Raw genomic sequence first — 15,713 nt, 5'->3', positions numbered from 1 at the left:
AAAAGGTTTAGTCACGATCGGTGTGGTGACGATGGTTGCCAATCATTGGCCGAAAAGCCGATGGCGAACCATCAGCTTGAGGTGCTTGGTGCTGAGCTCACTAGAGGGGCTAGTAGTAAGAGTGCTCACCGCGATCATGTTCGGTAGAGTCGCGTACTGCGGTCAGCTCCCCTGCAAATTGAGCCAGTAGCTCTTTTTCAATCCCGTCTTTGAGTGTGACATCGACCATTGAGCAGCCATTACAGCCACCGCCAAATTGTACCAGTGCAACGCCATCATCAGAGATGCTGATCAGGCTGACGTGGCCACCGTGCCCCGCCAATTGTGGGTTAACCTGAGTTTGTAGTGCATATTCAACCCGCTCGATCAGTGAAGCATCATCAGCCACTTTGCGCATTTTCGCATTCGGTGCTTTTAGGGTCAGTTGTGAGCCGATTTTGTCGGTCACAAAGTCAATCACCGCGTCTTCCAAAAACGGTAGGCTTAGCTCATCAACATAAGCGGAGAAGTTGCTGAAGGTCAGCTCGGTATCGGTAGCTTCTACCGCTTCCGGTGGGCAGTAAGAAACACCACATTCGGCATTTTGTGTTCCAGGGTTAACCACAAACACGCGAATATTAGTCCCTTCAGGCTGCTGAGCGAGCAATTTCGCGAAGTGAGATTGAGCAGATTCAGTAATAGTAATTGGATTTGACACGACGAATACCCGAGTAAAAGAATAGGTTATTGCTCACCATTTTACTCCTGAGTTAGCGATGATCCAGCCTTTTTGCATAAAAAACGTTAAGGTTGGCGCTCTTTTGGCTCGGGAGTGCGGCATAGGCAGTAAATATCAATCCTTTGCACCCCAGCAGCAAGCAGTAACGCACATAAATGGCGAAGGGTACTGCCCGTGGTCACCACATCATCGACAATTGCCACATGAGCTGCGCGTGGCAGATGATTAAGCTGAAATGCATCTTGCAGATTGTTGAGGCGCTCAGTTTTGCTAAGCCCTTGCTGTTGCGGTGTGGCTCGGCGGCGGCTAAACAGTTGGTGGTCATAGTCGGTGGCTAAAGTGCGGGCTAAGGCTCGCGCCAGCAGATCACTTTGATTAAAGCCGCGCTGCCAGCGTCGTCGCCAATGCAGTGGTACGCTGCACAATAACGGTGCTGGTTGCTCTATCTGGGCGGCCAGCAACTGAGCGAGGCGCGGTGCTTGCCAAAACTGGCGCTGATATTTGAGTTGGTGTACCGCATCGCTCAGCGGAAAACGATAATCGCCCACGCAGATCAGTGTGTGCCACGCTGGCGGCTGGCGTAGGCATTGTCCACACTGTTCGACCGCGATTAAACTGGGTAAGCCGCAGCGCTGACAGCGTGCACCATGTGCCAACCATGCTTGGCAAGCGGTGCAAATACCCGCTGGATTAGGAGTATCGAGTGCCAAGCGACACAGTGGGCATTGTGCCATCTGTTGTAGCGCAGTGGTTTTTCTAAGCCAATCGATTAACATCATCATTCCATAATTGGGGGTAATTGCACTTATCTTGCCGACAGGCAAAAGTGATAACGATGGAAATAGACGGAGAAAATGTGACCATGGCGTTGTATTGGCAAGTGAGTGGACAAGGGCAAGATCTGGTGCTGGTGCATGGCTGGGGGATGAATGGCGCGGTGTGGCAATCAACCGCACAAGCATTAAGTCGCCACTTTCGAGTGCATGTGGTCGATCTGCCTGGTTATGGTCACAGTGCCGCACTGAATGCCGAGAATATCGAGCAAATCGCCGCCGCGTTATTGCTAGAGGCTCCGCGTGATGCGATTTGGGTTGGTTGGTCACTGGGCGGGTTAGTCGCGACGCATATCGCGTTACATCACCCAGCGTATGTGCGCCAATTGGTCACTGTGGCTTCCTCGCCAAAATTTGCGGCACATCAGGATTGGCGTGGTATTCAGCCGGCGGTATTACAAGCGTTTAGCCAGCAATTGCTCAGCGATTTTCCATCAACGATTGAGCGTTTTATGGCGCTGCAAGCGATGGGGAGCCCCACTGCTCGGCAGGATGTCAAACAGCTTAAACAAGCGGTGTTGTCGCGGCCGATGCCAAATCCCTTAGCCTTGATGGCAGGACTCACCATGCTGGCTGAGCTGGATTTGCGCGCTGAATTAGCTCAACTGACCCAGCCAGTGCTGCGCTTGTATGGTCGGTTAGATGGTTTAGTGCCAGTCAATATCGCTCATGATGTCGATTTACTGCTGCCACAGAGCGCGGCAGTGATTTTCAATCAATCGGCTCATGCACCGTTTATCACTGAGGCAGAGCTATTTGAGCAACAGCTGCTCACTTTTGCCGCGCTGACCAAAAATTGACTCAATGATTAGCGATACTGGTCGATAAATAGTCTAACCCGCAGCGGAAGCTGGGGGAGGGCGAAGCTGAGGAGGTTTCGGCTATGCTAGTGTCACCGACCAATGTCAGTGTGCCGCTTATCGCCCCATCAGTGAATGTGCCAACCGAGCAGGTCGCACGTGATAACCGCGTGCGTGCGCCCGTTACGCCTACCGTAGCCTTGGCCGGATCGAATGCTGAACGTAAGATTAAAGATGATGATAAACGCCGCAAACAGCCCGCATGGGATCCTGCTGAGCATCCCAGCTACGATGTGGATGGTGAAGCACAACAGCGTAGTTTTCATCACCATGAATCGAAAAGCGAGCTAGAGCGATTGTTTGAACTGTTGGCGCTCGCTTCGTACAGCGAACAGCAAGGCAAAGGTTATGTGATGCGCTTTCGCTTACCAAAGCACATTCTTGATGCTGCGATAATACAAGGCAAAATGGCGCGCCGGCGTGTCGTGATCAAATATCATTATGGTCACGCAGTGGCACCCAACACACCATCAGACGTGATTGCCGTTTTGTAGGTGGGTCGTCCGCGCAAAATAAAAGTCCCCATGGTCATGGGGACTTTTTTATCTCACTTGAGGATAGCCATTCAAGCTATGGCTGATGACTATTTCTTGGCTTTGGCGAACGCGGCAGCAAATGCACCGCCCATCGCACCACCGATTGCCCCACTTTGCGCATTGCCGGTTGACTCAGCCCGGCGTGGCGCACGACGCTCTTGTGCTGCGCGTGGTGCGGCACTGCGTTGGCTGCGATGATCTTGGCCTGGCTCATCGTTTAAACGCATCGAGAGCGCAATCCGCTTACGCGCGACATCCACTTCCATCACTTTGACTTTGACGATGTCTCCCGCTTTCACCACATCACGCGGATCGGCGATAAAGCGATCGGTCAGCGCCGAAATGTGCACTAAGCCATCTTGATGCACGCCGATATCGACAAATGCGCCAAAGTTGGCCACATTGGAGACCACGCCTTCCAAAATCATCCCCACTTCCAGATCCGACACTTGATGAATGCCATCGGCAAACGTGGCAGTTTTGAACTCTGGACGCGGATCGCGCCCCGGTTTATCCAGCTCTTTGATGATGTCACTGATTGTTGGCACGCCAAAGTGCTCATCAGTGTAATCGACCGCGTGCAGGGTGCGCAGGAACTCAGTATTACCAATCAGCGTTTTGAGATCTTTGCTGTTCTTCTCGGCAATGGTTTTCACCACCGGATACGCTTCTGGGTGGACTGCGGAGGCATCAAGCGGATTTTTACCATCCATAATGCGCAGGAAGCCCGCACACTGTTCAAACGCCTTAGGCCCCAAGCGTGGCACTTTTTTCAGGGCGCTACGTGACTCAAATCGGCCATTGTCATCGCGATAAGCGACGATGTTTTGCGCGAGGGTGGCGGACAGTCCGGCCACGCGAGTTAACAAGGCAGCCGAAGCGGTATTCACATCGACACCGACCGCATTCACACAATCTTCCACAATCGCATCCAGACGTTTGGCGAGTAGGCTCTGACTGACGTCATGTTGATATTGGCCAACCCCGATTGATTTCGGATCGATTTTCACTAGTTCAGCGAGCGGATCTTGCAGACGACGTGCGATAGAAACTGCGCCGCGCAGTGACACATCCAGATTGGGGAACTCTTTGGCCGCCAGCTCAGAAGCGGAATAAACCGAAGCTCCGGCTTCGCTGACCATGATTTTTTGCACTTTGAGGCTGCCGCGCTTGATCAGATCGGCGGCAAAGGCATCGGTTTCGCGCGAGGCGGTGCCATTACCAATCGCAATCAGATCGACATTGAATTTTTTCACCAGTAGCGCGATGGACTGCATAGCGCGATCGTATTGATGCTGTGGCGCATGAGGGTAAATGGTGTCGGTGGCCAGCACTTTACCGGTGGCGTCGACTACCGCGACTTTACAGCCGGTGCGTAGGCCAGGATCGAGGCCGAGCGTGGCGCGAGGGCCGGCAGGGGCTGCCATCAGCAGATCTTTTAAATTGCTGGCAAACACTTCAATCGCTTCGATTTCTGCGCGCTCTTTCATTGCGCTCATCAGTTCGGTTTCCATGTGCAGCGAGATTTTGATCTTCCAAGCCCAACTGATCACTTGCTTGCGCCAGCTATCGGCCGTCGCTTGACTGAGATGAATACCGTAATGCTCAGCAATCAAGCTTTCGCAGTAAGATTGGCGCGCACTTTCGGCTAATTCAGGATCGGCATTCAGCGTCAGAGTTAAGAAGCCTTCGTTACGGCCACGCAGCATTGCCAAAGCGCGATGGGAAGGCGCTTTGCTGATCGGCTCGCAGTGCTCAAAGTAATCTTTAAACTTCTCGCCAGCTTGCTGTTTACCTTCTACCACCCGCGCGACAATCTGTGCGTTGCGATTAAGGTGCTGGCGGATTTTCTCCAGCAGATTGGCATCTTCTGCGATGCGCTCCATCACGATCGCACGCGCGCCATCGAGTGCCGCTTTGCTGTCTGTAATCCCTTTTTCAGGATTAATGTAGTTTGCCGCCGCGCTTTCCGGGTCGGTATTCGGATGGGTCCATAAGGTATCCGCCAGCGGCTCCAGCCCCGCTTCAATCGCGATTTGACCTTTGGTGCGCCGTTTTGGTTTGTAAGGCAGATAGAGATCTTCAAGGCGGTTTTTGCTGTCGGCGCTTAAAATTGCCTGCTCCAGCTCTGGGGTCAGTTTGCCTTGTTCTTGAATCGATTTGAGGATGGTTTGGCGGCGATCATCCATCTCACGCAGATAGGCAAGACGGCTATCTAAGTGGCGCAGTTGGGTATCGTCTAATCCTCCCGTCACTTCTTTACGGTAACGGGCGATAAAAGGAACGGTATTGCCATCGTCGATTAGGGTGACGGCAGCGATAACTTGCTCAGCGCGAACATGCAGTTCTTGAGCAATCTGGTGACAGATAGCTTGGCTCATCCGTGGTGGTCTCTTGTTGATATTTGTATGTTATATGGGGGCAATTGCGTTGGACTCTAGCGTAAGGCTGGTAGCAAAGCGCAGTTTGAGCGCAGGATCACGCTCTGCCCACTTTAGAGGACGATCAATCATCGGCGGCTATTAATACCACGTCTGTGGCGCGCTTTTGAGAGCTTTTAGTCAAATCTTTTGTTGTGACTGGTCAAGTGCAGCAAAAATCGGTACTTTGCGCGCAAGCTGATTTTGTTGAGGACCCCGAGTGAAAACCAAACTGATCACCAGAGCTGGCTACAATAAGCTCAAACAAGAGCTGGATTATCTATGGAAAGAGCAGCGCCCAGAGATCACGCAAAAAGTGTCATGGGCGGCGAGTCTTGGCGATCGCTCAGAAAATGCGGATTATACTTACAACAAGCGTTTACTGCGTCAGATCGATCGCCGGGTGCGTTACCTAAGTAAATTGCTGCCCGAGTTGAAGATTGTTGATTACGCGCCGCAGCAAGAAGGCAAAGTATTTTTCGGGGCATGGGTAGAAATTGAAAATGAAGCTGGAGAAGTGAAGAAGTTTCGTATCGTTGGCCCAGATGAAATCTATGGCGATGCCAAAGATTACATTTCAATTGATTCGCCGATGGCTCGAGCACTGCTTAAAAAGCAAGTCGATGAAGAGTTGCAAGTACGCACCCCTGCCGGTGTTAAAGAGTGGTTTATCAATTCGATTGAGTATGAGCAAGTCAATTGAGTATGAGTCAGGAGATAAGGTCGGTACGCGGTGCCGTTATCCGATGGCGAATCACCTTCCTATCTGCTCCAAGACATAAAGATTAACAATTCTTTGCGATCGGTGATGGGTAACGATGTTACATTTTACTCTCCCGCAGTGGCGGGAATTGAATCGGTCGAGATGCGAAGAATAATCAGGTGGGATCATGGTGGAAAATCATAAAGTTTTAGTGGTAGATGATGATGCGCGTTTGCGTGCGCTGCTTGAGCGTTACCTGTCGGAGCAGGGTTTTCAAGTGCGTAGCGTAGCCAACGGTGAGCAGATGGATCGTCTACTGACGCGTGAAAACTTTCATCTGATGGTGCTGGATTTAATGTTGCCGGGAGAAGATGGACTGTCGATTTGCCGTCGTCTGCGTAATACCAACAATATGATCCCGATCTTGATGCTGACGGCCAAGGGCGATGAGATTGATCGAATCGTCGGCCTAGAAGTGGGCGCGGATGATTATCTGCCCAAGCCATTTAACCCGCGTGAACTGCTGGCTCGCATTAAAGCCGTCCTGCGTCGTCAAGTGATTGAAGCGCCGGGAGCGCCGAGCGCGGAAGAGACCATCATCGAATTTGGTGAATTTCGCCTCAATCTTGGTACGCGTGAGATGTTCCGCGGCGAAGAGGCGATGCCACTTACTTCGGGTGAATTTGCGGTGTTGAAAGCGTTAGTCACCAATGCTCGTGAACCGCTGTCGCGCGATAAGCTGATGAACATGGCGCGTGGCCGTGAATATTCAGCGATGGAGCGCTCGATTGATGTGCAAATTTCTCGTCTGCGTCGCATGTTAGAAGTCGATCCGAGCAAACCGCGCTATATTCAAACGGTGTGGGGACTTGGCTACGTGTTTGTTCCTGATGGTAAAGCGGCCAGCTAACCTTTTCTAGGCACGCCGAGCAAGGGCGTCTTCGCTCTGAGCGTGCCCTTGCTAGCGCCTTCCGCCCGGAAACCTCAAGCGGTTTGGGTACATATTTAGGTGACTTATGCGAATTCGCAGCTCATTTACTCAATCGATCCTGCTGTTTTTTTCTCTGCTGATTGCCAGTCAAATTTACTCTTACTACGCGGTGTTTAATTACGCCTTGCTGCCAAGTTTGCAGCAGTTCAATAAAATTCTTGCTCATGAAATTAGCTTGATGCTGGATGACACCAGTCAATCGGCGATGAGTTCAGAGATGGACGCGCTACTCAAACGGCGGGTGCTTGAGCAATTGGGAGTGACTATTCACAGTGACGACAGTTCTGCTGCGGCTGATTTCCAGCATGCGCTGAGTATCGATTTAATGAGCGAAGAGATGAGTGGCGAACTTGGCTCGCCGACCGAGGTGCGCATGGCTCTTGGCGAGGAGAGCTATATCTTGTGGATGAAGATTGACTCGCTGCCCGGCCAATTATTACGCATCCCCCTCTCTGAGTTACAAGAAGAAGATTTCGCGCCACTGTTTCGTAACAGCATCATTATGGCGCTGCTGATTGTGCTGGGTGGCTGGCTGTTCATTCGTTTGCAAAATCGGCCGTTGATGGCGCTAGAAAAAGCCGCGCACATGGTTGGCCGTGGTGAGATTCCCCCTCATTTACCAGAGCAAGGTACGTTGGAAATTCGGGCCGTGACGCGGGCATTTAATCGCATGTCGAAAGGCATTCAAGCGCTAGAAGATGATCGCGCCTTGCTGATGGCTGGGATCAGCCATGATTTACGAACTCCACTCACGCGCATCCGCTTAGCAACGGAGATGATGTCGCCGCAAGATAGTTATCTGGCAGAGAGTATGATCAGTGATACCGAAGAGTGTAATCAAATTATCAGCCAGTTTATGGATTACCTAAAACCGGTCAATCGGCAAGCTTTTGAGGCGGTGGATATTAACGAGATTGCCAATGATGTGGCCAGTTCGGAAGGCGGCTATGAAGTGCAGATTGAAACCGATCTGCAAGCTGAGGTAGTTCCTGCCTTTGGTAATCCGATTGCGATTAAGCGTGCGCTGAGTAATTTGGTGGTTAACGCCCTGCGCTATGGCAATGGCTGGGTTAAGGTGAGTAGTGGTATGACGGCGGATAAGCAGTTGGTTTGGCTGTGTGTCGAAGACAATGGCCCCGGCATTGAACCTAGCCAAGTGAATAAGGTGTTTGAACCTTTTACCCGTGGCGATACGGCTCGTGGTAGTGAAGGTACCGGTTTGGGATTGGCGATTGTGAAACGGATCGTCAGCCAACATCACGGTGCGGTGGCGGTGAGTAACCGAAGCCAAGGTGGCTTACGCGCCCAAATCAGTTTTCCCACCAAATAAGACTGCAACAGTAAAAAACAGGGCTAACCGAAATTAGCCCTGTCTCAACCGTCAGGTTGATTGTCTTACCTAGTCTGCTTGCCTAGTTTGATTATTACGCTGCTTCAGTTTTCACTACTGGAGCAGCTTTTTCATCGCGGCGTACCTCTGGCAGCAGCAAGTTCAGCACGATCGCGGTGATCCCACCGGCTGCTACACCAGAAGAGAACAGATTCTTAATAAAATCGGGCATAAACTGCAGAATTTCTGGTTTTTGCGCGATGCCGAGTCCCATTGAGAATGATAGTGCCATGATCAGAATCGCTCGGCGATCCAAATCCACCCGTGAAATGATGCGCACCCCGGCTGCGGCAATGGTACCAAACATTACAATGGTTGCACCGCCCAATACTGGCTCAGGGATCAACTGTACAAAGCTCGCGACACCTGGGAATAGGCCAAGCAGCACCAACATGCCCGCGATAAAATAGCCAACATAACGGCTGGCGACACCGGTCAATAAGATCACGCCATTGTTTTGGCTGAAAGTTGAGTTCGGGAAGCTGTTAAACAGCGCCGCAATTGCCGAGTTCAGACCGTCCGCCAGTACCCCACCTTTGATGCGCTTCATATACACTGGTCCTTTGACCGGTTCACCAGACACTTCAGAGGTAGCGGTGATATCACCAATCGCTTCTAGCGCCGTGATCAGGAAAATCAGTACCAGCGGGATAAACAGTGACCAATCAAAGCCTAAGCCGAATTGCATCGGGATTGGCAGCGCAATCAGTTGGGTTTCTGCTAAGTTATCGGTATTGACCATTCCCATCAGGTAGGCCATCACATAGCCGACCAGCATTGCAATCACAATTGACGCGATACGCACGTAAGGATTGTGCGCTCGGTTAAGCAGCACAATGATCGCTAATACGGTACCGGCCAGGGCCAGTTTGTCTAGGCTACCAAAAGTGCCATCGGCCATTGCCGCATAGCCACCGCCCATCGAAACCAATCCGACCTGAACTAAGGTAAGGCCGATCAACGTTACCACAATCCCAGACACTAGCGGAGTGATGATGCGCTGGGCAAATTGCAGCACGCGTGACAGTAAAATCTCTGCGCATGAAGCGACTAAAATGGTGCCGAAAATAGCCGCCATCATGGTTTCGATATTGGCTCCGCCCGCTTTGAGCGCAAGGCCAGCACCAATAATTGGCCCTAAAAAGTTAAAGCTGGTGCCTTGAATCGATAGTAAGCCAGATCCAATCGGACCAAAGGTGCGTATCTGAATAAACGAGGAGACACCAGAAGCAAACAGCGACATGCTGATGATGGTATTGGTTTGATCGGCCGGTACGCCAAGCGATTGACAGATGATCAACGATGGCGTGATCACCGCGACAAACATCGCTAGTAAATGCTGCAGGGCGGCAAATAACGTTTGTGGCAAAGGTGGACGATCATTGAGTTGATAGACCAGATCGGCTTGGCGCGAAGTTGATTGTGTCATAGCGATTTTCCTGATGATAAATAACACCTTGCGCACGCTGAATGGGTGGTTAAGGTGGAGCAGAAGCCGCCTCTGTGATTGCTGTTAATCAGACTCTGCTCAGAGTAGCCCTTACCATGCTCAGCAGCGGCGTGGTTAGCTGCAGCTTAAACCGGTTTGGGTATAGCAAGGTAAACGTTTGCGTCAACCGTAAAATGGCGGCGATTATAGAGGTTTTTATCAAAAAAGCAAACGGTTGCTTTGGGCGTTTTCGCTGGCTGGGGCAGATGAGCCGTTATGCTTTGGCGTAAATATCGCGCTGGCCGAGCCAACGCTGAATGATGGCTTGTGCATGCTGCGGATAGCGCTGGTGGAGGTGTCTGGCAATACGCTGCACTTGCGGCACTAATGCTTGATCACGCACCAGATCGGCAATTTTGAAATCAGCCAGCCCAGTCTGTTTGGTGCCCAACAGTTCGCCGGGGCCACGGATTTCTAGATCGCGCTCGGCGATCACAAAACCATCATTGCTGTCGCGCAGTACCGCTAAACGTTTTTGCGCTGTTTTCGAGAGTGGGGCGTGAAACAGCAATACACAGTGGCTGGCGATGGTGCCTCGGCCGACCCGTCCGCGTAGCTGATGCAGTTGAGCTAGCCCTAAACGCTCAGGGTTTTCGATGATCATCAAACTGGCATTCGGCACATCCACCCCCACTTCAATCACTGTGGTCGCCACCAGCAGATGCAGTTGGTTGGCTTTAAAGGCTTGCATTACTGCCTGCTTTTCGGCCGCTTTCATTCGCCCGTGCACTAAACCGATGCGCAGATCCGGCAGCTTGCGTTGCAGATCTTGCATTGTCTCTGCCGCGGCTTGCGCTTCGAGCAGTTCGGATTCATCAATTAAAGTACACACCCAATACGCTTGTTTGCCTTGGTTAAGGCAGGCATGGCGAATGCGTTCGACAATCTCATCGCGTTTGGTATCGGGGATCGCCACGGTTTGAATTGGAGTGCGCCCGGGGGGCAACTCATCAATCACTGAGGTTTCTAAATCCGCGTAAGCGGTCATCGCTAACGTACGCGGGATAGGCGTAGCGGTCATGATCAGTTGATGTGGATAAGCGCCTTGTTTTGCACCTTTCTCGCGTAACTCTAAGCGTTGATGGACGCCAAACCGGTGCTGCTCATCGATGATTACGAGGGCAAGGTGGTCAAATGTAACCTGCTGTTGAAACAGTGCATGGGTGCCGACCACCATTTTGGCCTCACCGGTTGCGATGCGGGTTAGCTCGTTTTCGCGTGCTTTACCTTTGAGTTTACCGGCCAGCCAGCCGACTTGAATGCCCATCGGTTCTAGCCACTGGGCAAAATTGAGTGCGTGCTGCTCGGCGAGCAGCTCAGTGGGAGCCATTAAAGCCACTTGATAGCCATGCTCAATCGCGCGTACCGCTGCGAGCGCCGCGACTAAGGTTTTGCCTGAGCCGACATCACCTTGCACCAAACGCATCATTGGTTGCGCTTGGCTGAGATCTGCTTCAATTTCCGCCACTACCCGTTGTTGCGCCTGGGTCGGTGAAAACGGCAGTTGTGCCAACAGTTGCTGCTTGAGTTGGTGGACAGGAGCCAGTGGTAAGGCGGTATCTTGCTGGCCTTGGCTGCGAATCGCCAGCATCGAAAGATTTTGCGCCAGTAGCTCTTCCATGATCAGTCGCACTTGTGCGGGATGTCGTCCTTGCTCAAACTGGCCTAAATCGATATCCGCCGAAGGGCGATGAATGATATTCAGCGCTTGAGCCAAGGTCATCTGCTGATCGTACAGCCCCGAGGGTAGTAGCTCTTGCACTGCCGATTTTTCCAGTAGCGCTAATGCTTGGTCGGTCAAATGACGTAAGGTGAGTTGGCGTAGCCCTTCAGTAGTGGGATACACCGGTGTCAGATTGGCTTCGGCTTGTGTGGTTTGGGGGGCGACCACAAAGTGATAATCGGGATGAATGATCTCTAAACCGTGCGGGCCACGTTTGACTTCACCATAGGCATGTACCCACTTGCCTTCAGCAAAGCTGTTTTTGATGGCTGCGCTAAAGTTAAAAAAGCGCAGCGTCAGGCTGCCGTTACCATCGCTGATTTTCACGCTGAGCATTTTGCGTTTGCCAAATAGCGTATCAGCGGCCATCACCTTACCTTGCACCGCGGCCCATAAGCCGTGGTTCAGTTGCACCAGCGGATAAACCTTGCTGCGGTTTTCATAACGCAGTGGCAGATGAAACAGCAGATCTTGCACGTTGTGCAAACCGATTTTCGCCAGTTTTTCGGCAACTTTGGCTCCGACACCGGAGAGCTCGGTAAGGGCAACGCTGGACAGGAGTTGTGACATGCGCATCGGTTCTAACTATTTGACAGAAAGGCTATTCAAACATTGAGCTGTGTTTTTGTACAGGAAAAATTAACCGCAACAGGCAAGCTTAACGGATGCCTATTGCGGTTACTGATCGGTTTGGGCTGGTCGCTTAAGAATTAGCGTGCGATCAGTTTTTGCGCCGCCGTACTTTGAGCGTATGTGGCATGCTACGGATCTTGCGCATAATGTCGGCTAAGTTGACCCGATCTTTGGTGGTCAGGAGTAGCGTCACTGTATACAAGCGACCATCGCGCTCTTCGGTGGAGATCCCGTGAATATTGGAACCGGTATTAGAGATCACGTTGGTGAGCTCTGCCAGTGCACCTTGACGATTGTGGATATCGACTTTCAGCTCAGTAATGAACTCTTGATCGTAATCTTTGGTCCATTCGACCGCCATGTACTTATCCGGCTCTTTTTGGTAGCCACGCACATTCGGACACGTTTCGCGGTGTACCACTAAACCTCGTCCCGGCGAAACATGGGCGATGATGTGATCATCTGGGATCGGGTGACAGCAATTGGCAAAGGTGAGCAGAATTCCTTCGGCTCCGCGGATCGGTAGTTTGTGTTTATTGTTTGCTGGCTGGTTTGGTTCGCTTAGCTCATCGGCATTGCCCAATAGACGGCGGGCAATCACAATGCTCATCAGTTCACCTAGGCCAATCGCCGCCAGCAGATCATCCATCGAGGCGATTTTTAGGTCGCTCAATACCTTGCTGATATTTTGTGGCGCGATTTCGCTGATCGGCTGACCACCTAGCGCGTGATTGAGCAAGCGGCGGCCAAGGATAATTGAGTCTTCGCGACGCATGGTTTTCAATACTTGGCGAATTTTAGTGCGCGCGCGTGAAGTCACTACATAGTTAAGCCATGCTGCATTTGGGCGTGCGCCCGGTGCACTGATGATTTCCACCGTTTGGCCACTTTTCAGCGATTGGCTGAGCGGGTAAGGTGTGCGATCGACGCGTGCGCCGACACAGGTATTACCAATGTCGGTATGGACCGCATAAGCAAAGTCCACCGCGGTCGCGCCGACCGGTAATTCAACGATACGCCCTTTAGGCGTGAACACGTAAATCTCATCGGGGAACAGATCTGATTTGACGTTTTCGATAAATTCAAACGAGTTACCCGCACTTTGCTGCAATTCGAGCAAGCTTTGCATCCAGCGCTGTGCTTTGATTTGTGCCGTCGTACCGCCACGTTCGCTATTGGCTTTGTATGACCAATGGGCTGCCACCCCTTTATCGGCCATTTGATCCATATCTTCGGTACGGATCTGCACTTCGACAGGCACGCCGTGTGGGCCAACCATCGAGGTATGCAGCGATTGGTAGCCATTGGCTTTCGGGACGGCGATATAATCTTTCATACGCGCCGGACGTGGCTTGTATAAACTGTGGACTTGGCCCAATACCCGATAACAGGTATCTGCGCTATCCACCACGATCCGAAACGCATAGATATCCATAATGGTGTGAAAACGCTGCTCTTTGGTTTTCATTTTGTTATAGATTGAGAACAGGTTTTTCTCTCGCCCTACCACTCGGGCAGGCAAGCCGACTTCTTTGAGGCGACCTTCGATTTCACTGTGAATACGCAGGATCATCTCTTTGCGATTACCACGCGCCGCTTTGACCACTTCTTTGAGCACTCGATAACGGTTAGGGTAGAGCGCTTCAAAACCCAGCTCTTCGAGTTCGGTTTTGATGTTATGGATCCCCAAACGATGGGCCAGCGGTGCGTAGATTTCTAAGGTTTCGCGGGCAATGCGGCGTTTTTTATCTGGGCGCAGCGCACCAAGGGTACGCATATTGTGAGTGCGGTCGGCCAATTTGATCAGGATAACGCGAATATCCTGCACCATGGCTAGCACCATTTTGCGAAAGTTTTCTGCTTGCGCTTCTTTGCGATCGCGAAATTTAAGTTTATCGAGTTTCGAGACGCCATCCACCAATTCGGCGACTGAGTTGCCAAATAGGGCATCGAGGTCTTGCTTGGTGACCTCACAATCTTCAATCACATCATGCAGTAGCGCCGCTTGTAGCGTTTCTAAGTCGAGACGCATCTCGGCCAAGATCCGTGCAACCGCCACCGGATGGATAATGTAAGGTTCGCCGCTTGAGCGGGTTTGCCCTTCATGGGCATCTCTCGCTACCACATAAGATCGGCGCAGAGCCTCGATTTGAGGCTCTGTGAGGTATTCTTGGGCAACGTCTTTTAGACTATCGAATAGATACAAATTTCAGGCCCGGCGGGTTAAGTCGCGATAATTAACGGTTATGCATGATGCTGCTAACTGCAGCCAGCTCTGCCGCTTCTTGCTCTTGCTGCTCTTGACGCTCACGCGCATCGAGCAATTCTTTCGTGATCAGCCCTTCTTCGATTTCGCGCAGTGCGATAACCGTTGGCTTATCGTTCTCTTCCGGCACCAATGCATCTTTACCGCCAGATTGCATTTGACGAGCGCGGCGAGCCGCAACCAGAACTAAGTCGAAACGGTTGCCAATTTTTTCAACAGCGTCTTGAACTGTTACGCGTGCCATGAGAACTCCAAAATTTAGTTAACGGATATAGTGAATGACGAGAAAGTATACAGCCTAACCGGTTGAGATTCTAGCAACCGACAGGGCTGGCAACCTAAGTTGGCGGTTTATTCCGCCAACAGCGCAGAAAGCATCGAGCTATATTTAGCAGCTTGCTTGTCTTGCTTCAATCTTTCTGCACGAATGATGGCTCTGAAATCCATTAATGCGACATCAAAATCATCATTAATGATTACATAATCATATTCGCTGTAATGCGAAATCTCTGATTTAGCTTCACTCATGCGTTTTGCGATCACCGCTTCACTGTCTTGACCGCGCGTATTTAAGCGGCGCTCAAGCTCTTCTTTGCTCGGCGGTAGGATAAAGATGCTTTTCGCGTTTGGCATTTGGCTACGAATTTGGCGCGCGCCTTGCCAATCGATATCAAGAAAAACATCAATCCCTTTGTTGAGTGTGTTTTCAATCCATACCTGTGAAGTGCCGTAATAATTACCGAACACTTCAGCGTACTCGAGGAATTCACCTTTATCGATCAGCTCAATAAAGTGCTCTTTTTCAACAAAATGGTAATGCACGCCATCTTGTTCTCCAGGGCGCATACCACGAGTGGTATGGGATACCGAGACTTTCATTGCATAGGTTGGATTTTGCTCCAACAGCGCGGCAATTAAGCTCGATTTACCTGCGCCACTCGGTGCAGAAACGATATAAAGAGTGCCTTTGCCCATCGATTCGGTTCCACTTAGGTTTGGATTGTCTGTTTGCCTCAATCAGCAACCAGTTAAAGATAGCACCAGCTGTTATCCGAATTGGATGATTTTTCAGCCAGAAAAATGGAGGCGAAGAGTAGCACGATGTGCGGGATCTTCTCAAGTATTGGCCGCATTTGCGACTTAAACTTTGT

12 protein-coding genes and 1 pseudogene are annotated in these 15,713 nt (G+C 51.3%); 5 read left to right on the top strand and 8 right to left on the bottom strand.

The annotated features are described in order from the left end of the window. Positions 1–109: 109 nt before the first annotated feature. Positions 110–697: a Fe-S biogenesis protein NfuA gene (gene nfuA / locus OOK74_RS10655; RefSeq protein WP_274722551.1), complete on the bottom strand. Its 588-nt coding sequence runs from the start codon at positions 695–697 to the stop codon at positions 110–112. An 86-nt stretch (positions 698–783) separates the two neighbouring features. Continuing rightward, a pseudogene (locus OOK74_RS10650) lies at positions 784–1,645 on the bottom strand (phosphoribosyltransferase family protein). Between OOK74_RS10650 and bioH the strand changes: the two are divergent. Next, positions 1,581–2,351 (top strand): pimeloyl-ACP methyl ester esterase BioH, encoded by a 771-nt coding sequence (bioH, locus tag OOK74_RS10645; protein WP_278183269.1) that lies wholly within the window; start codon positions 1,581–1,583, stop codon positions 2,349–2,351. The pseudogene OOK74_RS10650 and the gene bioH sit on opposite strands and share 65 nt — an antisense overlap. 83 nt (positions 2,352–2,434) lie before the next feature. After that, on the top strand, positions 2,435–2,905 hold the full coding sequence (locus OOK74_RS10640) for an ATP-dependent Lon protease (RefSeq protein ID WP_278182771.1): 471 nt from the start codon (positions 2,435–2,437) through the stop codon (positions 2,903–2,905). Positions 2,906–2,994: 89 nt separating this feature from the next. On the opposite strand, the gene OOK74_RS10635 is transcribed toward OOK74_RS10640, so the two are convergent. After that, on the bottom strand, positions 2,995–5,328 hold the full coding sequence (locus OOK74_RS10635) for a Tex family protein (RefSeq protein WP_278182770.1): 2,334 nt from the start codon (positions 5,326–5,328) through the stop codon (positions 2,995–2,997). Between the two features lie 259 nt (positions 5,329–5,587). Here OOK74_RS10635 and greB point away from each other — a divergent pair, with 259 nt between their 5' ends. The 3 genes from greB (at position 5,588) to envZ (ending at position 8,391) form a co-directional block, all read left to right on the top strand. Then, entirely contained in the window at positions 5,588–6,070 is a 483-nt protein-coding gene (greB, locus tag OOK74_RS10630) for a transcription elongation factor GreB (RefSeq protein WP_278182769.1), read from the top strand. 187 nt (positions 6,071–6,257) lie between these two features. Further along, entirely contained in the window at positions 6,258–6,980 is a 723-nt protein-coding gene (gene ompR / locus OOK74_RS10625; protein ID WP_274722556.1) for an osmolarity response regulator transcription factor OmpR, read from the top strand. Between the two features lie 106 nt (positions 6,981–7,086). Then, on the top strand, positions 7,087–8,391 hold the full coding sequence (gene envZ, locus OOK74_RS10620) for a two-component system sensor histidine kinase EnvZ (protein WP_274722557.1): 1,305 nt from the start codon (positions 7,087–7,089) through the stop codon (positions 8,389–8,391). A gap of 94 nt (positions 8,392–8,485) precedes the next feature. Here the strand turns inward: envZ and OOK74_RS10615 are convergent, their stop codons facing one another. The 5 genes from OOK74_RS10615 to gmk all read right to left on the bottom strand — a co-directional run bounded on the left by OOK74_RS10615 (position 8,486) and on the right by gmk (position 15,537). Then, a complete protein-coding gene (locus tag OOK74_RS10615; protein WP_166014124.1) occupies positions 8,486–9,880 on the bottom strand; it encodes a uracil-xanthine permease family protein in 1,395 nt (464 codons plus the stop codon). 274 nt (positions 9,881–10,154) lie between these two features. Continuing rightward, entirely contained in the window at positions 10,155–12,233 is a 2,079-nt protein-coding gene (gene recG / locus OOK74_RS10610) for an ATP-dependent DNA helicase RecG (RefSeq protein WP_278182768.1), read from the bottom strand. A 151-nt stretch (positions 12,234–12,384) separates the two neighbouring features. Beyond that, the gene (spoT, locus tag OOK74_RS10605) at positions 12,385–14,502 is read right to left on the bottom strand and encodes a bifunctional GTP diphosphokinase/guanosine-3',5'-bis pyrophosphate 3'-pyrophosphohydrolase (protein WP_274722559.1); all 2,118 of its coding nucleotides are present in this window, start codon (positions 14,500–14,502) and stop codon (positions 12,385–12,387) included. 31 nt (positions 14,503–14,533) lie between these two features. Continuing rightward, complete coding sequence (rpoZ, locus tag OOK74_RS10600; RefSeq protein ID WP_166014127.1) at positions 14,534–14,806, bottom strand: DNA-directed RNA polymerase subunit omega; 273 nt, start codon at positions 14,804–14,806, stop codon at positions 14,534–14,536. A gap of 107 nt (positions 14,807–14,913) precedes the next feature. Continuing rightward, entirely contained in the window at positions 14,914–15,537 is a 624-nt protein-coding gene (gmk, locus tag OOK74_RS10595; protein WP_274722560.1) for a guanylate kinase, read from the bottom strand. Positions 15,538–15,713 lie beyond the last annotated feature (176 nt).

The organism is Vibrio misgurnus (genome assembly GCF_029635775.1).
Lineage (GTDB): Bacteria > Pseudomonadota > Gammaproteobacteria > Enterobacterales > Vibrionaceae > Vibrio > Vibrio chanodichtyis.
The sequence above is the reverse complement of the archived record's forward strand: the minus strand, read 5'-3'. Positions and strand labels throughout refer to the sequence as shown.